This window comes from Caenispirillum bisanense, from assembly GCF_039523075.1.
Taxonomy (GTDB): domain Bacteria; phylum Pseudomonadota; class Alphaproteobacteria; order Rhodospirillales; family Rhodospirillaceae; genus Caenispirillum; species Caenispirillum bisanense.
The window spans coordinates 1-22,066 of sequence record NZ_BAAAEP010000041.1; the positions used below are offsets into that span (position 1 = coordinate 1).

The following is a 22,066-nucleotide window of genomic DNA, read 5'->3' on the forward strand; positions in this document are numbered from 1 at the left end:
GCCACCGCCAGCGCCGCCGGAGCGGCCGCCGCGGTCACGGTCGCGACCACCGCCGCCGCCGGCCGCCGCCGCGCCGCCGCCGCCCGGCTTGCGCTCGGCGCCGGGTTCGTCGGACAGGCGCATGGTCAGGCTGATGCGCTTGCGCGGCAGGTCGACCTCCAGCACCTTCACCTTCACGATGTCGCCGGGCTTCACCACTTCGCGCGGGTCCTTGACGAAGCGGTCGGCCAGGGCGGAGACGTGAACCAGCCCGTCCTGGTGGACGCCGATGTCGACGAAGGCGCCGAAGTTGGCGACGTTGGACACCACGCCTTCCAGGATCATGCCCGGCTTCAGATCCTTCATCTCCTCCACGCCTTCCTTGAACTCGGCGGCGCGGAATTCCGGGCGCGGGTCGCGGCCGGGCTTTTCCAGTTCCTTCAGGATGTCGGCGACGGTGGGCACGCCGAAGGTCTCGTCGGTGAAGCGTTCCGGGTCGAGCGAGCGCAGCAGCCTGGCGTTGCCGATCAGCTCCGTCACCGGCGTGCCGGTGGCCTCCACGATCCGCCGCACCACCGGATAGGCTTCCGGGTGGACGGCGGAGCGGTCGAGCGGATCGTCGCCGTTCATGATGCGCAGGAAGCCGGCCGCCTGCTCGAAGGCCTTGGGGCCGAGGCGGGGCACGTCCTTCAGCTGCTTGCGGCCGGTGAAGGCGCCGTGTTCGTCGCGCCACGCCACGATGTTGCGGGCCAGGCTGTCGCCCAGGCCCGACACCCGCGCCAGCAGCGGGACGGAGGCGGTGTTGACGTCGACGCCGACGCCGTTCACGCAGTCTTCCACCACCGCATCCAGGGTGCGGGCCAGCTTGGTCTGGCTGACGTCGTGCTGGTACTGGCCGACGCCGATGCTCTTGGGGTCGATCTTCACCAGTTCGGCCAGCGGGTCCTGCAGGCGGCGGCCGATGGAGACGGCGCCGCGCAAGCTGACGTCCAGCTGCGGGAATTCCTTGGCGGCGAATTCCGAGGCGGAATAGACCGAGGCGCCGGCTTCCGACACCATCACCTTGGTCAGCTTCAGCTGCGGGAACTTCTTCATCAGGTCGGCGGCCAGGCGGTCGGTCTCGCGGCTGGCGGTGCCGTTGCCGATGGCCACCAGCTCGACGCCGTGGCGGCTGCACAGGGCGGCCAGGATGGCGAGCGACTCGTCCCACTTCTTCGCCGGCTCGTGCGGGTAGATGGTGGCGGTTTCCAGCAGTTTGCCGGTGCGGTCGATGACCGCCACCTTGACGCCGGTGCGGAAGCCGGGGTCGAGCGCCACCGTCGGCCGCATGCCGCCGGGGGCGGCCAGCAGCAGGTCGCGCAGGTTGCTGGCGAAGACGCGGATGGCTTCTTCCTCGGCGGCCTCGAACAGCCGGCCCATGAGGTCGAGTTCGATGTGCAGGCTGATCTTCACCCGCCACGCCCAGCGGGCGCAGTCCACCAGCCAGCCGTCGGCCTTGCGGCCCTGGTCGACGATGCCGAAGCGGCGCGCCACCTTGTCCTCGAAGTGGCCGCGGCCCGGCCCGCCGTCGGCGTCGTCGATGGTCAGGGTCAGCTGCACCACCTCTTCCTTGCGGGCGCGGAACATGGCCAGCGCCCGGTGCGACGGCACCTTGGCGACCGGCTCCGCCCAGTCGAAGTAGTCGCTGAACTTGGCGCCGTCCTTCTCCTTGCCCTCCACCACGCGGGACTTGAGGCGGGCGGTGCGCCAGACTTCCTCGCGCAGGGAGCCGACCAGTTCGGCATCCTCGGCGAAGCGTTCCATCAGGATCTGGCGGGCACCTTCCAGGGCGGCCTTGGTGTCCTCGACGCCCTTTTCGGCATCGACGTAGCCGGCGGCGGTGGCCTCGGGGTCGAGCGACGGGTCGGCCAGCAGGGCGTCGGCCAGCGGCTCCAGCCCCTGCTCGCGGGCGATCATCGCCTTGGTGCGGCGCTTGGGGCGGTAGGGCAGGTACAGATCTTCCAGCCGCGCCTTGCTGTCGGCGGCCTCGATCTGGGCCTGCAGTTCGGGCGTCAGCTTGCCCTGTTCCTCAATGGACTTGAGGATGGTGCCGCGCCGGTCCTCCATCTCCCGCAGGTAGCGCAGCCGCTCGTCCAGGGTGCGCAGCTGGGTGTCGTCCAGGCCGCCCGTGGCCTCCTTGCGGTAGCGGGCGACGAAGGGGACGGTGGCGCCCCCGTCCAGCAGCTCGATGGTGGCGGCGACCTGCGCCTCGCGCACGCCAAGGTCGGCGGCGATGATCTGGGAAAGGGAACGGCTCACGCGGCGGCTCTCATGGCTGTTGCGGCGGATGTTGGCCGCTGTGTAGCGGAGGAAAGCGGCAAAAACCAGTCTTGACCTGCCGCAAGGACGCGACCTTGCGCGCGGTAGTGCTACCGCCGGTTTCTGCAACCCCGGAAGGGAAGGGGGCGTTTTCCAGCCGCACGAGGCGCGGACCGACGCGCCGCAGGAAAAGTCCCAACACCGGGGGTTTCATGGGCAGCGAAAGCCTTCATGCGCCGCGCGAACGCCTGTCGCGCCGGACGCTCACCATCCATCACGCCATCGTCTCGATCATGGAGGAGCTGGAAGCGGTCGACTGGTACCGCCAGCGCGCCGACGACTGCGAGGACGCCGAGCTGCGCGAGATCCTGCTGCACAACATGCGCGAGGAGATCGAGCACGCCGCCATGGCGCTGGAGTGGCTGCGCCGCTACGACGCCGACGTGGACGAGCAGTTCCGCACCTACCTGTTCACCGACAAGCCGATCCTGCAGGTGGAGGACGAGGCCGAAGGCGACGGCGGCGAGGCCGGCGGCGGCGGTGAGGGTGGCGAAGGTGGCGAAAGCGGCGGCGAGCGCGGCGGCTCCCTCGGCGCCGTGCGGCGGCCGACGGTCGGGTCGCTGAAGGGCAAGGGGAGGGAATGACCGCCATGGACATGCTCAACCGCCGCCAGGCGCCGCTCGATGCCGGCCTGTGGGACGCCATCGACGAGGCCGCCAGCGACGCCGCCGCCGCCATGCTCACCGCCCGGCGGTTCCTGGAGATCGAAGGCCCCTACGGCCCCGGCCTGACCGCCATCGAAGTCGGCAACGACGGCTTCTGCCGCACGGTCGGCGACGACGAGGCGGGGGCGGTGGTCAGCCGCGCCGTCTCGGTGCCCATGCTGCGCAAGCGGTTCCGCATCTCCACCCGGCGCATCGTGGCGGCCACCGAATACGGCCAGCCGCTCAACCTGGCGCCGGTGGAGGATGCCGCCGAGGCCATGGCCCGCCGCGAGGACGAGTTCATCTATTACGGCAACCGCGATTTCGGGCTGGAGGGGCTGCTGACCGCCACCGGCCGCCGCACCGTCACCGCCGGCGACTGGGCGGTGGTGGACCGGGCGCTGGAAGACGTGGTGAAGGCCGTCACCCTGCTGGACGACGCCGGCTTCCCCGGCCCCTATGCCATGGCGCTGTCGCCGTCGCTCTACAACCAGCTGTTCCGGCGCTATGAAGGCTCCGACCTGCTGCAACTGGAGCACCTGAAGCGGGTGTGCACCGCCGGCATCTTCAAGGCGCCCATCGAGGGCGGCGTGGTGGTGGATGAACGGGTTGGTCCGATCATCCTCGGCCAGGATCTCATGGCCGGCTACATCGGCACCGACGGCATCCACCACGAGTTCTTCCTCACCGCCAGCATGGTGCTGCGGCTGGACGACCCGGAAGCCATCTGCACCCTGGAACCGGCCGAGGCGGCGGCCTGACCGCCCCATCTCCGGCGTCCCGCGCCCCGTCGCCGGTTCCGGTTCAGCCGGCGGCGGACAGGCGCGGGCGCGGCGGCAGCAGGCGCAGCACCGTCTCGCGCACGAAGGCCGGTTCCACCGGCTTGCCCAGCACGGCGGCAAAGCCAAGGGCCAGCGCCCGCTCGCGCACCCCGGCCTCGGCGGTGACCATCACCACCGGCACGGCGGTGCAGCCAGGCAGGGAGCGCAGCGCCTCGACGAAGGTCAGGCCGTCCAGCGACGGCATCTTGTAATCCACCACCACCACGTCGGGCGCCGCCATGGCGCAGTGGGTCAGGGCTTCCATGGGCTCCTGGAAGGCCAGGGCGCAGATGCCGCCCACCCGGTTGACCAGATGCTTCAGCAGCAGCCCGCTGACCAGGCTGTCGTCGACGATCACGATCCGGTTCATTGCCGTCTCCCTCCCCCTTGGCCTCAGGCGGAGCGGAGACGATCCTCCACCGCCGTGCGGCTGCGTTGCAAAGTGCGGTGCAGTTCGGCGGCAAGGTGCGGAATGACGTCCGCCGGCCCCGCTGCCGCTGCTGCCTGAAGCCGATGCGCCACCCCCGCAAGGGCGCGCAGACCGAAGTTGGAGGCGCTGCCCTTCAGGCTGTGGGCGGCGTATTCCACCTGATCCAGGTCGCCGATGGCCGCCGCGGCGGCAATGGTGGTGGCAAACCCGTCGGCTTCCGACAGACAGGTAGCCAGCAAGTCCCGTACCAGCTCCGCCGGCAGCTGCTGTTCCAGTTCCTCCAGGGTGGCGTGGTCGAGCAGGATGGCATCGCCAGCCTCGGCCGCTGGCGGCGACGGCGGGGCCGGCTGCTCCGCGTCCGCCTGCGGCGCCGGGGCCGGAGCCGGGGCCGGCAGGGCGGCGACGCGGGCGATCACCTCCGCCAGCCGCATGGCGTTGATCGGCTTCGAGACGTAATCGTTCATCCCGGCCTCAAGGCAGCGCTCGCGGTCGCTCGGCAGGGCGTTGGCGGTCATGGCGACGATGGGAATGGCGGCGACCGCCGTCTCCAGGGCGCGGATGCGGCGGGTGGCGGCCAGCCCGTCCAGTTCCGGCATCTGCATGTCCATGAACACCAGGTCGTAGGGCAGGGCGCAGACCGCCTCCACCGCCTCCAGCCCGTTGGCGGCGACGTCCACATGGTGGCCGAGGCGTTCCAGGATGCGCTGCGCCACCTGCTGGTTCACCGGATTGTCCTCCGCCACCAGGATGCGCAGGCGGCAGTCGGCCTCCACCGGCGCCGGCATCAGGCTCGGCTCCGTCGCAGCCTCGGGCGGGGCGGAGGCGCGGCCGCTGACCACGGCGGCGGCGAGGCGCAGGAAGACGCTCTGCCGCAGCGGGCGCGCCAGCACCGCATCGGCATCGCGGCGGGCGGCGTGCGGACTGCCGCCGATCCCGCCGAGCAGCAGCACCTTCAGCGGCCCGCCCGCGCCGGCGTCGGTACCGGCGAGGCGCAGGCGCCCGGGCAACTCGCTGCCGTCGGGCAGGGCCGCGTCGACCACCACCAGATCGGGTCCGCCGCCCCCGCCGCGACCAGATGACGGCAGATCAGGTCGCGCATCGGCCCCGCCGGCGCCGCCAGCAGCACCGTCCGCCCGGCCAGCGCCGCGGCGATGGTCGCGGCGTCGTCGTCGGCGGCGGCTTCGGCCTCCGCGTCTTCCTCCTCCACCGGCCGCAGCGGCAGCACGACGGTGAACAGGCTGCCCTCGCCGGGGGTGCTGGCGACGGCGATGCTGCCGCCCATGCCCTGGGCCAGACGGCGGCTGATGGCAAGGCCGAGGCCGGTGCCGCCGAAGCGGCGGGCGACGCCGCTCTCGCCCTGCTGGAATTCCTGAAACAGTTGCGGCAGCACGTCCGGGGCGATGCCGCAGCCGGTGTCGGCGACGGCGAACCGCAGCCCCTCCGCCACCGCCTCGACGGTCACGCTCACCGACCCCTGTTCGGTGAACTTTACCGCATTCCCGACCAGATTGATGAGGATCTGCCGCAGCCGTCCCGGATCGCCGCGCCAGCAGCGGGCCGCCGCCGGCTCCACATGGGCGCCGATGTCGACGCCGCGGGTCAGGGCGCGCGGCGCCAGGATCTCGATGACGCTTTCCACCAGCGGCAGCAGGTCGAAGTCGCTTTCCTCCAGGTCCAGCTTGCCGGCTTCCATCTTGGAGAAGTCGAGCACGTCGTTGAGGATGGCGAGCAGGGCGTCGGCGCTTTCCCGGATGGTTTCGGCAAAGCGGCGCTGCTGGGTGTCGAGCGGGGTGTCGAGCAGCAGCCCGGTCATGCCGATCACCCCGTTCATGGGGGTGCGGATCTCGTGGCTGATGGTGGCGAGGAACTGCGACTTGGCGCGGGCGCCGGCCTCCGCCTGGTCCTTGGCCTCGCGCAGCTGGCGCTCGATGCGCTTGCGCTCGGTGATGTCGCGGAAGGCGACGACGGCGCCGGAAATGCCGGCATCGTCGATGATCGGCGCCATGGTGTAGGCGACGTCCAGCGGCGTGCCGTCGGCGCGCCAGAACACGTCCTCGTGCACCAGCCGGGGGCGGCCGCTGCGGCCGGCATCGGCCAGCGGACTGGAGGCGGCCGGCAGGGGCTGGCCGTCCGGCCCGCGGTCGTGGATCAGCGCCCGCAACTCGGCCCCCACCAGCACCGCCGGCGGATGGCCGAGCAGGGTGGCCCCGGCCCGGTTGACGAAGATGCAGCGGCCGTCGGCATCCAGCCCGAAGATGCCGTCGGCCACCGAATTCAGGATCAGTTCGTTGCGGCGGGCGAGGCGTTCCAGGGCCATCTGCGCCGTCTTCAGGTCGGTGATGTCGACCCGCGTGCCGACCACGCCGCCATCGGGCGTTGCCCGCTCCACGCTCTGGATCCAGCGGCCGTCGGCCAGGCGCTGGATGAAGGGGCGGCCGGTGGGGGTGCGGTGCTCGTCCAGGCGGCGGGCGATCCAGCGGTCGAGGTCGTCGCCGGTCTGGGCGAACAGGCCGAGGCGGCGGGCTTCCTCCACCATGGCGCCGAAGGTGATGCCCGGCTCCATCAGCGCCGCCAGCTGCGGATACATCTGGCGGTAGCGATCGTTGCACAGCACCAGCCGGTCGTCGGCGTCGAACAGGGCGAAGCCTTCGGAAATCACCGAGATGGCGGCATAGAGCTTGCGCTCGGCGGAGGTGACGCGCTCTTCCGCCTCCTGCTGGTCGGTGACGTCGGTGCCGGTGCCGCGATAGCCGAGGAAGCAGCCGTTGTCGTCGAAGATCGGCTTGCCGGAAACCTGATACCAGCGCTGGCCGCCGTCCGGCATCCTGGCCCGGTAGCGGAAGTGCTTGAACGGCCGCCGGGCGGCCAGGTCGGCTCGGTGCTCGGCGATGCGCTCGGCATCGGCGTCGGTGGCGGAGACGAACAGGTCTTCGCGGCGGCGGCCGATGATCCACTCGCGGATGTCGGGGGCGCTCAGGCTGGTGCTGCCGACCATGCGGGTGAAGCGCAGGTCGGCATCCATCTCCCAGAACCAGTCGGAGGTGGCCTCGGCGAAGTCGCGGAAGCGCTGCTCGCTGTCGCGCAGGGCCGCCTCGGCACGGGCCCGGATGGTGATGTCGCGGACCACGCCGATGTAAAGCGTCTGGCCGCCTTCCTCCACCTCGCCGAGCGCGATTTCCATGGGGAAGCCGCCGCCGTCGCTGCGCCGCCCGGTCAGCCGCCGCACCGCCCCGACCAGCTCGCCACTGCGCTCGGCCAGCAGGGCGGCGAGGGGGGTGGGGGTGCCGTCCTCGGCCGCCGCCACCAGCAGGTCCACCGGCTGGCCGACCATCTGCGCCGCCGCCAGCCCGAAGATGCGCTCCGTCGCCGGATTGACCGAGCGGATGATGCCGTCGGCGGAAATGGTGACGAGGCCGTCGACCACCGTGGCGTGGATGGCCCGCAGCCGCGCCTCGCGGATCGCCAGGTCCTCGGCCGCGCGGCGCAGGGCGGTGATGTCGACGCTGATGCCGAGCACGCCGGTATCGCCGCCGGCCAGCCGGATCGGCTGCTTCAGGGTGCGGTAGAGGCGCACGCTGCCGTCGGGCAGGCTGAGGCTTTCCTCGCCCTCGAACGGCTCGCCGGTCTCGATCACCCGGCGGTCGATGCGGCCGAAGGCATCCACTTCCTCCGGGTTGGCGTGGATGGCGGCGTTGTGGGCGTTTTCCATGGCCTCCGGCGTGGTGCCGAACAGGGCGGCGGTGGCGCGGTTGACCAGCAGGAAGCGGTTGTGGCGGTCCTTGACGAAGATGAGGTTGGGGTCGCTGTCGATGACGGTGCGGACGAAGTCCTTCTGCCGCTGGGTCTCGCGTTCCAGGGCCTTGCGGGCGCCGATGTCGATGGAATAGCCGATGAGCAGGCGGGCTCCGTCGCTGCCCGGCACGATGACCTTGCCCGCCAGATAGGTGCGCTCGCGCCCGGCGGCGTCGATGACCGTTTCCTCGTGGGCCTCCAGCCGGCCGGCGGACCAGGCGCGGTCGTCGGCCAGCCTCAGGGCCTCGGCCACCGGGGCGGGGAACAGGTCGAAGTCGGTGCGGCCGTCGACGTCCTCGCGGCTGCGGCCGACGGTTCGCAGGCATTCGCGGTTCATGAAGAAGAAGCGGCCGTCCTCGCGCTTCACGAACACGTTGAGCGGCAGGGTGTCGAGGATGTCGGCCAGCAGCCGCTTCTGGCGGTCGAGGTCGCGGGCGCTGCGGCGCAGGATGGTGATGTCGGTGCTGTGGACCAGCGCCACCGTCTCGCCGGTGGCCGGATCGCGCAAGGGCGTGACGGTGATCTGGTACCAGCTGCCGTCGCCCAGGTTGGTGCGGCTGGGGGCGGCCACGGCGAAGCTGGCGCCGGCCGCCGCCTGGGCCAGGATGGCGTCGCCGAAGGCGGGATCGGCAAAGGTGGCGGCAAAGGAGCCGCCCGGCGGCCCGAACAGGGCGATGGCGGCGGCGTTGCGCTGGATGACCCGGCCGTCGAGCGTCACCAGACTGGCGGGCGCCGGCGTGTGGCGCATCATCTCCACCCCGCGCAGCAGGTCGGGGGTGAGCGACTCCGGGTCGGTGGGCCGTGCCTCCACCAGCATGGCCGGCCCGGCCTGCGGCCAGTCCACCGCCGAGCAGCGGCAGTGCAGGGTGAGCGGCGTTTCCTCGGGGTAGAGCGTCCAGACCTCTTCCAGCGTCTCGCCGGCCGCGAGGGCGGTGCGATAGCCCTCCAGCCGCGCCGCCACCGCCGCCGACATGCCGCTGAAGTCCCGCCGGCGCAGCGCCTCCAGACTGTCGGCGCGCCACAGCCGCAGGGCGGCGGCGTTCGCCCAGGCCATGCGGAGCGTTTGCAGGTCGAAGACCCACACCGGCGTCGCCAGGCGATCCAGCAGGGCGGCAAGGGCGGCGGTCTGGCAGGCGTCGGAAGCTGTCATCGGCGCTATCACTCGGGAAGCAGGCGGTGCCACTATAGGCGCCAGCGGCGCCGCCGTCGCGCGGCATCAACCACAGCCGGACCACCATGCACGATCACCACCACGACCATCACCACCATCATCATCACGATGCCCTGGAACCGGCGGCCGATGCCGGCAATGCCCGGCGGGTGACCATCGCGCTGGTGCTGACCGCGTCGTTCATGGTGGCGGAGGTGGTGGGGGGCATCGTGTCCGGGTCGCTGGCGCTGCTGGCCGATGCCGGCCACATGCTGACCGACGCCGCCTCGCTGGCGCTGGCGCTGGTGGCCTTCCGGCTGGCCCGGCGGCCGGCCGATGCGGCCCGCAGCTACGGCTGGCACCGCACCCAGGTGCTGGCGGCCTTCGTCAACGCCCTGTCGCTGCTGGTGATCGTCGGCTGGATCACGGTGGAGGCGGTGCTGCGGCTGCTGGAGCCGCAGCCTGTGCTGGGCGGCACCATGCTGGCGGTGGCGGTGGGCGGGCTGGTCGTCAACATTGCCGCCTTTGCCGTGCTGCACGGCGGCGACCGTACCAACGTCAACCTGCGCGGGGCGGCCCTGCATGTGCTGGGCGACCTGCTGGGGTCGGTGGCGGCGGTGGCGGCGGCGGTGGTCATCCTGTGGACCGGCTGGACGCCCATCGACCCCATCCTGTCGCTGGCGGTGGCGCTGCTGATCCTGCGCACCACCCTGCCGCTGCTGAAGCGCACCGGCCACATTCTTCTCGAAGGGTCGCCGGAAGGGCTGGACGTCGGCCGCCTTGGGGACCATATCGCGAGGACGGTGGATGGCGTGGAGGAGGTGCACCACGTGCACGCCTGGATGCTGACGCCCGAGCGCAACCTGGTCACCCTGCATGCCCGCGTGCGGCCGGGCAGCGACGATGGCCTGGTGCTGCGGCGCATCCACGAGGAACTGCGCAGCCGCTTCGGCGTCGGGCACGCCACGGTGCAGATCGAGCGGGACGAACCCTGCCCGGCGCCGGGCTGTCCGCCGGGGCGAGTCGCCGCCGCTGCCACGACATCGCCTCATTCATGCACGCATTGACGCCACATCCGGGCGCCAGCGTGTCGGCAGAAGTCGACAGGATGTCGCGTCGGAGGGTTGATGCCATGAAGTTGTCCCGCCTTGCTGTTATCGCCGCCCTGCTCGGCGGCGTCGCGCTGGCCGCCGCTTCCGGGCGCCCCCACGCAGAGCCGGTGACGGCCGGGCCGGCATCGCCCGCCGGGGCGGCCACGGCGTCGCCCACGGCGTCGTCCGTCATGACCGCCTCGAAGCACGAGATCACCGTGCTGGACGGCCAGACGGTGCGGGTCGCCGGGACCGAACTGCAGCTGAGCGGCGTCACCGCCCCCGCCCTGCGTCAGCAGTGCGTGCGCGACGGGCGGGTGGAGCCCTGCGGCGAGGCGGCGGCGCAGGCGCTGCAGAAGATCATCGACCTGGCGGTGAAACCGGTGGAGTGCCGGCGCGAATCCGACGGCGGCGCCCTGTGCTTCGTCGACGGCCGCGATGCCGGCGAGGCGCTGGTGCTGCAGGGCCGGGCGCTGGCCGCCGACGACCGCTACACCGAAGCCCAGGCCCAGGCCCGCAAGGGCAAGCTCGGCCTGTGGGCGAGCGCCTGGGTGCCGCCGGAAGAGTGGCGCCACGGCGCCCGCATGCCCGAGGAACTGGCCGCCCGCAGCCGCGCACCGGCCGCCGAGCGCAAGCCGGAACTGGCGCACCGGGTGCCGGTCGGCGCCACCACCGAATAAGGTGGCGGCTGCCTTCTCTCAACAGGCTGAGGGAAACTCCGACGGTGACGGCGCCACGGCGTCCGGTCGCGGATGGGGGATCGGGGACACGCCGCCTGGGCCGGACAGCAAGGGGGGGAAGGACCGGCCAAGGCGGGGACGCGGGTCAGACCCGTCACCGCCGGAGCAGGCAGGATGCCCCGAGCCGTTCATTAATCAGTAATGCAAAATGCGCATGCCGGATCTGCATTTATGCGGAAGGTAATATGACCTTCGTCATGGGGCCTTGCGGCCTTGGTCTCGCAGCTCCGGCGGGACGAGCGGGCAGTCGCTCTCGCGCAGCGGGCGGAAGGCCTCGCGGCCGGGGATGACCCGCACCAGCCGCAGCAAGTCCCATTCCCCGGTGGACTCGGCGGGGCTCTTGGCCTGCATCAGGTACATGTCGTGGACCATGCGGCCATCGGCGCGCACCTCGCCGTCGGTGGCGAAGACGTCGTTGACGGGCAGGGCGCGCATGGCCGCCTGCACCGCGTCGGGGTCGTCGCCGCCGGCCGCTTCCACCGCCTTCAGGTAATGCCGCACGGCGGAATAGACGCCGGCGTGGATCATGCTCGGCATCTGGCCGGTGCGGGCGTGGAAGCGCTGCGACCAGGCGCGCGTTTCCTCCGTCCGGTCCCAGTAGAAGGCGGTGGTCAACATCAGGCCCTGGGCGGCATCCAGCCCCAGGTCGTGGATGTTCTGCAGGAAGATGAGCATGGCCGCCATCCGCTGACGGCCGGGCGTGATGCCGAACTCGGCGGCCTGGCGCACCGCCAGCACGGTATCGGCGCCGGCGTTCAGCAGCCCGATGACGTCGGCATTGCGTGCCTGGGCCTGCAGCAGCAGCGACGACAGATCGGGAGTGCCGAGGGGGTGGAGCGAGTCGCCGATGACGCTGCCGCCCGCCGCCTCCACGAAGGCGCGGGTGTCGGCGCTCAGCGCGTGGCCGAAGGCGTAATCGACCACCAGATTGTACCAGGTGCGGCCGCCTTCCTGCACCAGCGCCGTGGCCGTGCCCTTGGCAAGCGCATAGGTGTCGAAGGCCCAGTGGAAGCCATAGGGGCTGCAGTCGCGGCCGGTGAAGCTGCTGGCGGCGGCGCCCACCGCCAGCACGATGGTGCGGTTGTCGCGCGCCACCTCCTGCACCGCCAGCATGGCGCCGGAGTTGGGAATGTCGGCGATGGCGTCCACCCCCTGGCGGGCCCAGCGGGCGGCGATGGCGGCGGCGCGGTCGGGATCGTTGCGGTGATCCTCGAACACGATGTCGATGCGCTGGCCCAGCACCTCGCCGCCGACGTCCTCCACCGCCAGCCGCGCCGCCTCCACCGAGCCGGCACCGCTGATGTCGGCATAGACGCCGCTGCGGTCGTTGAGCACGCCGATGCGCACCACGCCGTCGGACAGGCCCGCCCCCTCGGCCGCCGCCGCCGGTCGGGCAGCCGGGCCGGGCGCCGCCGCGACGGCAGCGGCGAGCAGCAGCGCGGGCACCGCCCGCCGCCAGCTGGCGCCAGTGTTCATGGCTTGCTCCCCACTCCCCACTCCCAATCCCCACGTCTCCGGCGGTCGCCGCGGTCAGGCGGAGCCGTCGTCGCTGTCGTCCATGGCCATGCGGCGCAGGTCGGTCTTCAGAACCTTGCCGTAGTTGTTCTTGGGCAACCCGGCAACGAAGCGATAGTGCTTGGGACGCTTGAAACGTGCAATGGTTTGCAGGCACAGGGCGTCAAGCTCCGCCGCCGAGCAGGGGGTGGCGGGGTCGCTGACCACGAAGGCCATCACTTCCTCGCCCCAGTCGGCGTGGGGGCGGCCGATGACCGAGACCTCGCGCACCGCCGGATGGGTCAGCAGCACTTCCTCCACCTCGCGCGGGTAGATGTTGCTGCCGCCGGAGATGATGACGTCCTTGCTGCGGTCCTTGAGGGTGAGGAAGCCGTCGCCGTCCATGGCGCCCATGTCGCCGGTGAACAGCCAGCCGTCGCGCACGGTGGCGGCGGTGGCCTCCGGGTTCTGCCAGTAGCCGAGCATGACCGCCGGCCCGCGCACCAGCACCTCGCCGGTTTCGCCGGCCGGCAGCGGCCGCCCGTCGGCGTCGCCCACCCGCACCTCGACCAGCGTCTGCCGCACCCCCACCGACGCCAGCCGCGCCTCGTGGCGGGGGTGGGCGGTGTCGGCGTGCAGGGTCTTGCTCAGGGCGGTGATGGTCATGGGGCTTTCGCCCTGGCCGTAGATCTGCGCCAGCTTGGGCCCGAACACCGCCATGGCCTGCCGGCAGTCGGCCACGTACATGGGGCCACCGCCGTAGACGACGGTCTTCAGGTTGCGGGTATCGGCGCTGCCGGCCCGCGGCGCCAGCGTCAGGCGATGCACCATGGTGGGGGCGGCGAAGAACGACAGGCCCGGCTGGTGCGGCAGCAGGTCGAGGATCTCGTCCGGCTCGAAGCCGCCGCTTTCCGGGATCACCTGCCGCGCCATGGCGGCCACATGCGGCAGGATGTAGAGGCCGGAGCCGTGGCTCATGGGCGCGGCGTGCAGCAGCGCGTCGGCGGCGGTGACGGCATCGACGTCGAGGGCGTAGCAGGCGGTCATGCACAGCAGGTTGCGGTTGGAGAGCATGGCGCCCTTGGGCCGGCCGGTGGTGCCGCTGGTGTAGAACAGCCACGCCAGATCATCCTGACCACGCGGCACCAGCGGCAGCGGCTCGGCCGCCAGCAGGCGGCGCCAGTCGGCGGAGCCCGCCTCGATCACCCGCACCCGCCCGTCGGCCACCGCCGGGCAGGCGCCGAGGGTGGTCGCCATGTCGGCGCTGACGAAGACCACGCGGGCGCCGGAATGCTCCAGCATGTAGTCGAATTCCAGGCTGTGCAGCTTGGCGTTCATGGGCACGGCGGCCAGACCGCCATGCCAGATGCCGAACAATACGCATACGTATTCCGGGCAGTTGGTCATCGCTACCGCCACCCGCTCGCCCTCCGCCAGCCCCAGGAGGCCGCGCAGGCCGCCGGCGAGGCGGGCGGCGGAGTCGGCCAGGGCGGCGAAGGTGGCGACGGTGGTGGTGCCGTGCTGCACGGCGGGACGGTCGGCGGCGACGCCGGCGGCGCGCTGAAGCAGGGTCGCGAGGTTCATCGCGGTGGTGGTCCTCCCGGTTCGGCCGGCGCCGCTCTGGTCCGGCGGCGCTTGCGGCGTGATCGGCCCAGGCTAAGGCGGCGGAGTGGTGCCGTCACGGGCCGTTACAGCGGCAGCGTCACGGTCACCCGCAGGCCGCCGCCCGGCGCATCGCCGAGGGTGATGGTGCCGCCATGGGCATGAACGATGGTGCGCGCCACCGCCAGGCCGAGGCCGGTGCCGCCGGTTTCGCGCGAGCGGGAGGCCTCGATGCGGTAGAACGGCGCGAACACCTTTTCCCGCTCCGCCGGCGGGATGCCGGGGCCGTGATCGTCCACCGTCACCACCGCCGCGTCGGCGTCGGCGTCGCGCGTCAGCGTCACCGCCGCGCTGCCGCCGTACATGACGGCGTTGTCGAGCAGGTTGGCGACCACCCGCTTGAGGCCGGTCGGCCGAGCCTGCAGCAGCAGCGCGGCGGGCGCCGTGACGGTGACCGTGGGGCGGCCCTCGGCGGCATCGCGCAGCAGCGCCGCCAGGTCCACCGCCGTCACCGGCTCCGCCTGCGCCTGGGCATCCTGGCGGGCGAAGGCGAGGGTGGCGGCGATCATGGTTTCCATGTCGTGCAGGTCGGCCAGCATGCGGTCGCGCTCCGCCTCGTCGTCCATCAGTTCGGCACGCAGGCGCAGGCGGGTGATGGGGGTGCGCAGATCGTGGGAGATGGCGGCCAGCATGCGGGTGCGATCCTCGACGTACCGGGTCAGCCGCCGCTGCATGTCGTTGAAGGCGGCGGCGGCGCGGCGCACTTCGCGCGGGCCGGCCTCCGGCAGCGGCTCCGCTCGCGGGTCGAGGCCGAGGCGGGTGGCCGCTTCCTCAAGCGTGTGCAGCGGCCGCACCGCCAGCCGCACGCCGGCATAGGCGATGGCCGCCACCACCAGGGTCAGGCCGGTGAGCCACAGCAGGAAGCCCGGCTGCCACAGGCGGTCCGGCCGGTCGAGCGCCACCACGGCCGTCAGCCAGCTGCCGTCGCCCAGCTGCACCCCGGCCGCCAGATGGGGCAGGCCGGCGTTCATGCGGGCGTGCATCCCGCCCATGCCGGGACCGCCCCCCGGCGGCCCCCCGGCCGGCAGCTGGCTCGGCTCCAGCTTGCCGACGGCGGTGACGCTGCCGGCCGGCAGGCGTTCGGCCAGCAGCGCGGTCATGATGCGCTCGATGGGCCCCAGCACGCGCGGCTGAACGATGGGCTGCGGCGACAGCAGCAGGCGGAAGCCGCGCCCGCCCATGGCCCGCGCCACCTCGCGCCGCGCCTCCGGCGGTGCCGCGGCCATGGTGTCGGCGGCGGCGGCGAGGCGGTCGGCGGCCTGCCGCAGGCCGGCTTCCTCCAGCGCCTCGGCCCGGTTGACGGCATAGAGCGCCATCATCGCCACGTGCGAGACGACCAGCACCGCCGCCAGCACCAGCACGAACCAGCCGGTGATGCTGTCGGGCCACAGCCGCAGGCGGCGCCGCGAGGCGTTGGTCATGGCCGATCCACCTCCGGCGTGAACAGATAGCCGCCGCCGCGCACCGTCTTGATGAGGGTGGGGGTCTTGGGGTCGGGCTCGATCTTGCGCCGCAGGCGGCTGACCTGGATGTCGACGCTGCGGTCGAAGGGAATGGCGGTGCGGCCGCGCGCCAGGTCCAGCAGCTGGTCGCGCGACAGCACCCGGCGGGGATGATCCAGGAAGGCCAGCAGCATGTCGTATTCGCCGGCCGACAGCTCCAGCGGCGCCCCCTCGGGGGTGGTGCAGGCGCGGGTGGCGGGGTCGAGGGTGTAGCCGGCGAAGCGGTAGACGCCGCCCGCCGCGTCCTCCGCGGTCGCCGCCTGGGGCTCGGCCGGGCGGTCGCCGGCCCGGCGCAGCACCGCCTTGATGCGGGCCACCAGTTCGCGCGGGTTGAAGGGCTTGGGCAGGTAGTCGTCGGCGCCCAGTTCCAGCCCGACGATGCGGTCGACGTCCTCCCCCATGGCGGTCAGCATGACGATGGGCGTCCCGTCGCCGGCGGCGCGCAGGCCGCGGCAGAGCGACAGACCGTCCTCGCCCGGCAGCATGAGGTCGAGGATGATGAGGTCGGGCGCCGCCTCCGCCATGCGGGCGCGCATGTCCGCGCCGTCGGCGGCCAGCATCACCCGGAAGCCGTGCCGGACCAGGAAGCGGCCGAGCAGGTCGCGGATGTCGCGGTCGTCGTCGACCACCAGCAGCAGGGGTTCGGGCGTCGTCGTGGTCGTTGTGGTCATGCCGCCAGGATAGCCCTTCGGGCGCCCGGCGCGGAGGGTGAAAATGCCGCCGTTACACTGTGTTACCCGCCGTTGCAGCGGTGCCGGACGAAGCCGCCGCAGCGGCCCTTGATCGTGGTCAAGGCAGCGGGCAGGCTGACCGGCGATGGTGGTCGGGCGTTGTTCGGCCGTCGCGCCCCTTGCACGGACCCGCCATGACCCAGCTTCTGCTCGCCGTTGCCGCCTTCCTCCTGACCCACAGCCTGCCCGCCGCCCGGCCGCTGCGGCGGCGGCTGATCGCCGCCCTCGGCACCGGGCCCTACATGGCGGCCTATTCGGTGCTGAGCCTCGCCGTCCTGGTGTGGGTCGGCTGGGCCTATGCGCAGGCGCCCTACATCCCGGTGTGGGACTACACCGCCGCCACCGCCTGGGTGCCGCTGGTGCTGATGCCGGTCGCCTGCATCCTCGGCGTGGCGGCGGTGACGCAGCCCAACCCGCTGTCGGTGGCGGTGCGCACCGCCGGCTTTGATCCCGCCCGGCCGGGGGTGACGGCGATCACCCGCCATCCGCTCATCTGGGCCTTCATCCTGTGGGCCGGCGGCCACCTGATCGCCAACGAGGATCTGGCGTCGCTGATCCTGTTCGGCCTGCTCCTGCTGCTCAGCCTCGCCGGGCCCTTCGGCGTCGACGCCAAGAAGCGCAAGGATCTGGGGGCGGAGGAGTGGCAGCGGCTGGCCGCCCGCACCTCGTTCTGGCCGCTGGCGGCGCCGTGGTCCGGTCGCGCCCGCTGGCGCGATGCCTGGCCGGGGTGGGTGCCGGTGGCAGGCGGGCTGCTGCTCTACGTCGCGCTGCTGCACCTGCACGGGCCGGTGATCGGCGTCGTGCCGTGGGCCGGCCTGCGCTGAGGTGAACGGGTCCGGTCAGGCGACGCGGCGGAAGACGGCGCGCACGCCGGTGTGATCGCTCGGGTAGGTGCTGGTTTCCGGGTCGGGCTTGTCGAGCACCCGCTCGGTCGTCACCAGCCGGTAGCTGGGGGCGGCGTGGGCGGCGGTCAGCATGAAGATGAAGTCGATGCACTTGTCCCGCGTCGCCGCCCGCTTCGGCAGGCCGCTGACCAGGGTGGGGAAGCTGACGTCCAGGTCGCCGACGTGATAGGCGTTGGTCACCTCCAGCCCGTGGCGATGGCCGAGGGTGGTGACCAGATCGCTGTCGGCGCTGCTGTTGAGGTCGCCGCCCAGGAAGACCACGGCCGGCGTTTCCGGCAGGGCCGACACCGCATCCAGCGCCGCGTCCATCTGCGCCTGCCGCAGGGCATCGGCGCGGGCGAGGTGGGACAGGTGGGTGGTCACCGCCACCACCGGTCGCTCGGGGCTGTCGCCGGCGATGACGGCGATGAGGGCATGGCGCTCGCCATCGCGCGGGTCGGTCGGCAGGTCGATCACCTCGTGCCGCAGGATCGGCCGCCGCGACAGGATGGCGAGGCCGGAGGTGGACACCACCGTGCGGGTCTCGAACAGGCGTTCCTTGCGGCGCCCGGGGTGGTGGACGACGTGCATGCCGGTGGCCTCGGCGAGGACGCGGGCGGTATCCACCGGCTCGTCGCAGTCCTCGGTGGCGAAGGCTTCCTGCAGCATCACCAGATCGGGGCTGAGGGCGCGCAGGCCGTCGGCCATCAGCCGCAGGCGCTCGCGGTACAGGCCGTCGCATTTCCAGGTGTTCAGGGTGACGACAGAATAGTCCATCGAACGGCCTCCCCCGGCGCGAGATCCCCAACGGTCCGGGCCCTGCGATACAGAACCCGCGTCGACGCTGCGGCGATTGTGTCGTGGCGGACGGCGGCCGTAAAGCACCTTCCGCGCCGGCTCGACAACAGGGGATGAATGTCGAGGGATTCCGCCGATCTTCGCCATAGTTTCAAGGCCCTGTCACGGTTTTGTCATGTGCCGTGGGTAGAGTGGTGGCAAGTGGTTTTCGACCACGCGGAGGAACCATGCCCCACCCCTACACCGGACCCGGCTGGCAGCCGCCGCCGCTGCTTCCTGCGGCGCAATCCGCCCTGTCTCCTGCCCGCCGGCGGGCGCAGCGGGTGGAGGAAGCGGCCGCCCGCGCCGACCTGCAGCGGGAACTGCGGCAACTGGTCGGGCGGGTGCAGGGCCTGCTGGCCGGTCGCGGCATCCTGGAACTGGCCTGCGGCAGCGGCTGGTGGACACGCCATCTGGCCCAGGCGGGGCAGGGGGTGCTGGCGGTGGACGATGACGCTGATCTGGTGCGGCAGGCCGCCGCCGGCGGGCGCTTTCCGGCTGGGCGGGTGCGCTTCGCCGCCGCCGACCTGACGGCGCTGGAGCGGCTGGCCGGCCCCTGCGACGCCGGCTTCGCCGCCCTGCTGACCTCCGGCCTCGGCGAGGCGGAGGCGGCGGCCGTGCTGGCGGCGGTGCACCGCCGCCTCGGCCCCGGCGCCCAGGTGGTGCTGGTGGACGAGCGCGAGGCCAGCGGCGGCGACGATGCCGCCGTGCGCCGCCGGCTGCGCGATCTCGCCCCCGACGCCCAGCGGGTGAAACTGGACCTCGGGCCGCATTTCTGGTGCCTGTGCTACACGCTGTAGCGGCAAACGGGTTTACCGGCGCGGCGTAAGGCGGTAGAAAACGGGCCGTTGCGGCCGTCGTCTGGAACCCGCCTTGGCGTCTGACAAGAAGTACTCCACCCGTGCCCTGTTCGGCCGCCTGCTGCGCGAGGCCGTGAAGCCCTATGCCGGGCGCATCGCGCTGGCCGTGCTGTGCATGGGCGTCGCCGCCTCCATGCAGGGCCTCACCGCCTGGCTGATGGAGCCGGTGGTGGACAAGGTGTTCACCGCCAAGAACCAGGCCATGCTGTGGCCGGTAGCGCTGGCGGTGCTGGCGACCTTCGCCATCAAGGGCATGGCCGATTATGCTCAGTCCGGCCTGATGAGCCATGTCGGCCTGCGGGTGATCGCCGACCTGCAGAACCGCCTTTATGCCCACCTGACGGTGATGGATGTCGCCTTCTTCCAGCGCCACAAGACCGGCTCGCTGGTGTCGCGCTTCCTGGTCGACGTCAACATGCTGCGGGCGGCGGTCTCCAACGCCATCACCGGCTTCGGCAAGGACGCGCTGACGGCGGTCGCCCTGGTGGCGGTGATGTTCTACCAGGACTGGCTGCTGGCGACGGTGGCCTTCTTCGTCTTCCCCATCGCCATCTACCCCATCGCCCGCCTGGGCCGCCGCATGCGCAAGGTGTCGGTGAACACCCAGGAGCAGATGGGCCTGTTCAACACCATCCTGGAGCAGTCCTTCGCCGGCATCCGCATGGTGAAAGCCTACCGCATGGAGCGGACCGAGCGGGAGCGGGTGGCCCACCTGACCGAGGAGGTCTACCGCCTGACCCAGAAGGCCGCCCTGACCCGCGCCGCCTCCAGCCCGGTGATGGAGACGCTCGGCGGCATGGCGGTGACGGTGGTGATCGTCTACGGCGGCTATCGCGTCATCGAGGGTGTGACCACCACCGGCGCCTTCTTCTCCTTCATCACCGCGCTGATGATGGCCTATCAGCCCATGAAGTCGCTGGCCCGCCTCAACGCCACCGTGCAGGAAGGTCTGGCGGCGGCGCAGCGGCTGTTCGACGTGCTCGACACCCGCCCGACCATCGCCGACCGCCCCGGCGCCGCGCCGCTGCTGCTGGCCGGCGGGGCGGTGCGGCTGGAGGGCGTGACCTTCCGCTACGACGCCGCCGATGAAGACGAACGCCCGGCCCTGCGCGACCTCAGCCTGGAGGTGCCGGCCGGCAGCACGGTGGCGCTGGTCGGCCCGTCGGGCGCCGGCAAGTCGACGGTGATGAACCTGATCCCGCGGTTCTACGACGTCTCCGCCGGGCGGGTGCTGATCGACGGCAGCGACGTGCGCGACGTGACGCTCGCCTCCCTGCGCGATGCCGTGGCGCTGGTGAGCCAGGAAGTGGTGCTGTTCGACGACACGGTCGCCAACAACATCGCCTACGGCCGCCCCGGCGCCGGCCGCGACGAGATCGAGGCCGCCGCCCGCCACGCCGCCGCCCACGAGTTCATCGAGCGGCTGCCCCACGGCTACGACACCATCGTCGGCGAGCGCGGCCTGAAGCTGTCCGGCGGTCAGCGGCAGCGCCTCGCCATCGCCCGCGCCATGCTGAAGAACGCCCCCATCCTGCTGCTGGACGAGGCCACCAGCGCGCTCGACACCGAAAGCGAGCGGCAGGTGCAGCAGGCGCTGGACGAGCTGATGAAGGGCCGCACCACCCTGGTCATCGCCCACCGGCTGTCGACGGTGGTCAATGCCGACCTCATCCACGTCATCGACCACGGCCGGGTGATCGAGAGCGGCACCCACGCCGAACTGCTGGCGCGCGAAGGCGCCTATGCCCGCCTCTACCAGTTGCAGTTCGCCGCCGAACAGAGCGCCAGTGCCGCCGACCAAGGTCGGGTCGCCGCCCCCTGACACCCCCACCGGACGGATAAGCGGTCGAGGTTTTCTTTACCGCCGCCGCCCCCTGCGCTATGCCGGACGGAGAGTGTCCTTCCGACCGTGGGGTCCGATGCCTGCTGCCGCCTCCGTTCCGGCCTGCCTTGCCTCCCGCCTGTGGCCGGCGGCGGCGCGGCCGTGGTGGCGGACGCTGGTGCTGACCGTGGTGGGGGTGCTGCTGCTGGTGGCGGCCTCCAAGGTGCGGGTGCCGGCGTGGCCGGTGCCGGTAACGCTGCAGACCCTGTGCGTGCTGCTGGTGGCGGCGTGCTACGGCTGCCGCCTCGGGATGGTGACGGTCGGCGCCTATCTGGCGCTGGGGGCGGCGGGCCTGCCGGTGTTCGCCGGCACGCCGGAACGCGGCCTCGGCCTGTCCTACATGATCGGGCCCACCGGCGGCTATCTGGCCGGGTTCCTGGCCGCCGCCGCGCTGGTGGGCGCCCTGGCCGACCGCGGCTGGGACCGCCGCCTGTTCACCGCCGGCCTCGGCATGACCGCCGGCATCGCCGTCATCATCGGCCTCGGCTGGCTGCGGCTGTCGGCGCTGGTCGGGTGGGAGCGGGCGCTGGAGGTCGGGGTGGTGCCCTTCGTGCCGGCGGAGGCGGTGAAGATCGCCCTCGCCACCTGCCTGCTGCCGCTGGTGTGGACGCTGGTCGGCCGCGCCTCCGGCCGTCGTCGTCAGGGCTGAGGCGGCGGCGGCGCGATCACCCGCGCCGGATTGCCGGCCACGGTGGTGCCGGCGGGCACGTCGCGGGTCACCACCGAGCCGGCGCCGACGATGGCGCCGTCGCCCACCGTCACCCCCGGCAGCAGGATGGCGAGGCCGCCGATCCACACGTTGCGGCCGATGGTCACCGGCTGCCCCAGTTCGAGCCCCTGGCGGCGCTGGTCCGGGTCGCGGGGGTGGTCGGCGGCGTAGATCTGCACCTGCGGGCCGATCTGGGTGCCGTCGCCGATGGTGATGGGGCAGACGTCCAGCAGCACGCAGCCGAAGTTGAGGAACACGCCGCTGCCGATGCGGATGTGGGCGCCGTAGTCGCAGTAGAACGGCGCCCGGATGGCCACCTCGTCGCCGCAGGCCCCCAGCAGGTCGGCCAGGATGGCGCGGCGCTGGCGGCCGTCGGCGAGGGTGGTGGTGTTGTATTCCTTCAGCAGCAGCTGCGCCCGCCGGCGCATCGCCACCAGTTCCGGGTCACCGGCGCGGTAGGGCCGGCCGGCCAGCATGTTGTCCCGTTCGGTCGTCATGGC

General features: G+C 72.1%; 18 protein-coding genes. 8 read left to right on the forward strand and 10 right to left on the reverse strand.

Annotated elements, in window-relative coordinates; genetic code table 11:
- The coding region (locus tag ABD056_RS16410; protein ID WP_343868350.1) for a Tex family protein at positions 1-2,277 on the reverse strand (2,277 nt) is incomplete at its 3' end.
- A gap of 212 nt (positions 2,278-2,489) precedes the next feature.
- Between ABD056_RS16410 and ABD056_RS16415 the strand changes: the two genes are divergently transcribed.
- Positions 2,490-2,921 carry a ferritin family protein gene (locus ABD056_RS16415; RefSeq protein ID WP_343868352.1) on the forward strand — a complete coding sequence of 144 codons (432 nt, stop codon included), beginning with the start codon at positions 2,490-2,492 and terminating at the stop codon, positions 2,919-2,921.
- On the forward strand, positions 2,918-3,742 hold the full coding sequence (locus tag ABD056_RS16420; protein WP_343868353.1) for a family 1 encapsulin nanocompartment shell protein: 825 nt from the start codon (positions 2,918-2,920) through the stop codon (positions 3,740-3,742). Before ABD056_RS16415 ends, ABD056_RS16420 begins: the two co-directional genes overlap by 4 nt.
- 43 nt (positions 3,743-3,785) lie before the next feature.
- On the opposite strand, the gene ABD056_RS16425 is transcribed toward ABD056_RS16420, so the two are convergent.
- The 3 genes from ABD056_RS16425 to ABD056_RS16435 are packed head-to-tail and all read right to left on the reverse strand — an operon-like array spanning position 3,786 to position 9,174.
- Entirely contained in the window at positions 3,786-4,172 is a 387-nt protein-coding gene (locus ABD056_RS16425) for a response regulator (RefSeq protein WP_343868354.1), read from the reverse strand.
- A gap of 23 nt (positions 4,173-4,195) precedes the next feature.
- Entirely contained in the window at positions 4,196-5,275 is a 1,080-nt protein-coding gene (locus ABD056_RS16430) for a response regulator (RefSeq protein ID WP_343868355.1), read from the reverse strand.
- Positions 5,185-9,174, reverse strand: coding sequence for a PAS domain S-box protein (locus ABD056_RS16435; protein WP_343868357.1), 3,990 nt, complete (start codon positions 9,172-9,174; stop codon positions 5,185-5,187). The genes ABD056_RS16430 and ABD056_RS16435 overlap by 91 nt, the downstream gene beginning before the upstream one ends.
- An 86-nt stretch (positions 9,175-9,260) precedes the next feature.
- On the opposite strand from ABD056_RS16435, the gene ABD056_RS16440 reads away from it, so the two are divergent.
- Positions 9,261-10,241, forward strand: a complete 981-nt coding sequence (locus ABD056_RS16440) for a cation diffusion facilitator family transporter (RefSeq protein WP_343868359.1) — start codon at positions 9,261-9,263, stop codon at positions 10,239-10,241.
- Positions 10,242-10,306: 65 nt separating this feature from the next.
- Positions 10,307-10,945 carry a thermonuclease family protein gene (locus tag ABD056_RS16445; RefSeq protein WP_343868361.1) on the forward strand — a complete coding sequence of 213 codons (639 nt, stop codon included), beginning with the start codon at positions 10,307-10,309 and terminating at the stop codon, positions 10,943-10,945.
- Positions 10,946-11,200: 255 nt separating this feature from the next.
- Here the strand turns inward: ABD056_RS16445 and ABD056_RS16450 are convergent, their stop codons facing one another.
- The 4 genes from ABD056_RS16450 to ABD056_RS16465 form a co-directional block, all read right to left on the reverse strand.
- On the reverse strand, positions 11,201-12,481 hold the full coding sequence (locus tag ABD056_RS16450; protein ID WP_343868362.1) for an ABC transporter substrate-binding protein: 1,281 nt from the start codon (positions 12,479-12,481) through the stop codon (positions 11,201-11,203).
- Between the two features lie 54 nt (positions 12,482-12,535).
- Entirely contained in the window at positions 12,536-14,083 is a 1,548-nt protein-coding gene (locus tag ABD056_RS16455) for an AMP-binding protein (RefSeq protein ID WP_343868363.1), read from the reverse strand.
- A 104-nt stretch (positions 14,084-14,187) separates the two neighbouring features.
- Positions 14,188-15,582, reverse strand: a complete 1,395-nt coding sequence (locus tag ABD056_RS16460; RefSeq protein WP_343868364.1) for an ATP-binding protein — start codon at positions 15,580-15,582, stop codon at positions 14,188-14,190.
- Positions 15,579-16,334, reverse strand: a complete 756-nt coding sequence (locus tag ABD056_RS16465; protein WP_343868366.1) for a response regulator — start codon at positions 16,332-16,334, stop codon at positions 15,579-15,581. The genes ABD056_RS16460 and ABD056_RS16465 overlap by 4 nt, the downstream gene beginning before the upstream one ends.
- A gap of 194 nt (positions 16,335-16,528) precedes the next feature.
- On the opposite strand from ABD056_RS16465, the gene ABD056_RS16470 reads away from it, so the two are divergent.
- Complete coding sequence (locus ABD056_RS16470) at positions 16,529-17,218, forward strand: NnrU family protein (protein ID WP_343868368.1); 690 nt, start codon at positions 16,529-16,531, stop codon at positions 17,216-17,218.
- A gap of 15 nt (positions 17,219-17,233) precedes the next feature.
- On the opposite strand, the gene ABD056_RS16475 is transcribed toward ABD056_RS16470, so the two are convergent.
- Positions 17,234-18,055, reverse strand: a complete 822-nt coding sequence (locus ABD056_RS16475) for an endonuclease/exonuclease/phosphatase family protein (RefSeq protein WP_343868370.1) — start codon at positions 18,053-18,055, stop codon at positions 17,234-17,236.
- Positions 18,056-18,303: 248 nt separating this feature from the next.
- On the opposite strand from ABD056_RS16475, the gene ABD056_RS16480 reads away from it, so the two are divergent.
- The 3 genes from ABD056_RS16480 (at position 18,304) to ABD056_RS16490 (ending at position 21,506) form a co-directional block, all read left to right on the forward strand.
- A complete protein-coding gene (locus ABD056_RS16480) occupies positions 18,304-18,915 on the forward strand; it encodes a class I SAM-dependent methyltransferase (protein ID WP_343868372.1) in 612 nt (203 codons plus the stop codon).
- 73 nt (positions 18,916-18,988) lie between these two features.
- Complete coding sequence (gene msbA, locus ABD056_RS16485) at positions 18,989-20,797, forward strand: lipid A export permease/ATP-binding protein MsbA (RefSeq protein ID WP_343868374.1); 1,809 nt, start codon at positions 18,989-18,991, stop codon at positions 20,795-20,797.
- 97 nt (positions 20,798-20,894) lie between these two features.
- Entirely contained in the window at positions 20,895-21,506 is a 612-nt protein-coding gene (locus ABD056_RS16490; protein ID WP_343868376.1) for a biotin transporter BioY, read from the forward strand.
- On the opposite strand, the gene ABD056_RS16495 is transcribed toward ABD056_RS16490, so the two are convergent.
- Entirely contained in the window at positions 21,497-22,063 is a 567-nt protein-coding gene (locus ABD056_RS16495) for a sugar O-acetyltransferase (RefSeq protein WP_343868377.1), read from the reverse strand. The two genes, ABD056_RS16490 and ABD056_RS16495, sit on opposite strands and share 10 nt — an antisense overlap.
- Positions 22,064-22,066: the final 3 nt, after the last annotated feature.

What these genes read in the sequence shown, in the direction of transcription:
- ABD056_RS16415 (WP_343868352.1), top strand. Translation starts at nt 2,490, where the DNA reads ATGGGCAGCGAAAGCCTTCATGCGCCGCGCGAACGCCTGTCGCGCCGG.
- ABD056_RS16420 (WP_343868353.1), top strand. Translation starts at nt 2,918, where the DNA reads ATGACCGCCATGGACATGCTCAACCGCCGCCAGGCGCCGCTCGATGCC.
- ABD056_RS16425 (WP_343868354.1), bottom strand. Translation starts at nt 4,172, where the DNA reads ATGAACCGGATCGTGATCGTCGACGACAGCCTGGTCAGCGGGCTGCTG.
- ABD056_RS16435 (WP_343868357.1), bottom strand. Translation starts at nt 9,174, where the DNA reads ATGACAGCTTCCGACGCCTGCCAGACCGCCGCCCTTGCCGCCCTGCTG.
- ABD056_RS16440 (WP_343868359.1), top strand. Translation starts at nt 9,261, where the DNA reads ATGCACGATCACCACCACGACCATCACCACCATCATCATCACGATGCC.
- ABD056_RS16445 (WP_343868361.1), top strand. Translation starts at nt 10,307, where the DNA reads ATGAAGTTGTCCCGCCTTGCTGTTATCGCCGCCCTGCTCGGCGGCGTC.
- ABD056_RS16450 (WP_343868362.1), bottom strand. Translation starts at nt 12,481, where the DNA reads ATGAACACTGGCGCCAGCTGGCGGCGGGCGGTGCCCGCGCTGCTGCTC.
- ABD056_RS16455 (WP_343868363.1), bottom strand. Translation starts at nt 14,083, where the DNA reads ATGAACCTCGCGACCCTGCTTCAGCGCGCCGCCGGCGTCGCCGCCGAC.
- ABD056_RS16460 (WP_343868364.1), bottom strand. Translation starts at nt 15,582, where the DNA reads ATGACCAACGCCTCGCGGCGCCGCCTGCGGCTGTGGCCCGACAGCATC.
- ABD056_RS16465 (WP_343868366.1), bottom strand. Translation starts at nt 16,334, where the DNA reads ATGACCACAACGACCACGACGACGCCCGAACCCCTGCTGCTGGTGGTC.
- ABD056_RS16470 (WP_343868368.1), top strand. Translation starts at nt 16,529, where the DNA reads ATGACCCAGCTTCTGCTCGCCGTTGCCGCCTTCCTCCTGACCCACAGC.
- ABD056_RS16475 (WP_343868370.1), bottom strand. Translation starts at nt 18,055, where the DNA reads ATGGACTATTCTGTCGTCACCCTGAACACCTGGAAATGCGACGGCCTG.
- ABD056_RS16480 (WP_343868372.1), top strand. Translation starts at nt 18,304, where the DNA reads ATGCCCCACCCCTACACCGGACCCGGCTGGCAGCCGCCGCCGCTGCTT.
- ABD056_RS16490 (WP_343868376.1), top strand. Translation starts at nt 20,895, where the DNA reads ATGCCTGCTGCCGCCTCCGTTCCGGCCTGCCTTGCCTCCCGCCTGTGG.
- ABD056_RS16495 (WP_343868377.1), bottom strand. Translation starts at nt 22,063, where the DNA reads ATGACGACCGAACGGGACAACATGCTGGCCGGCCGGCCCTACCGCGCC.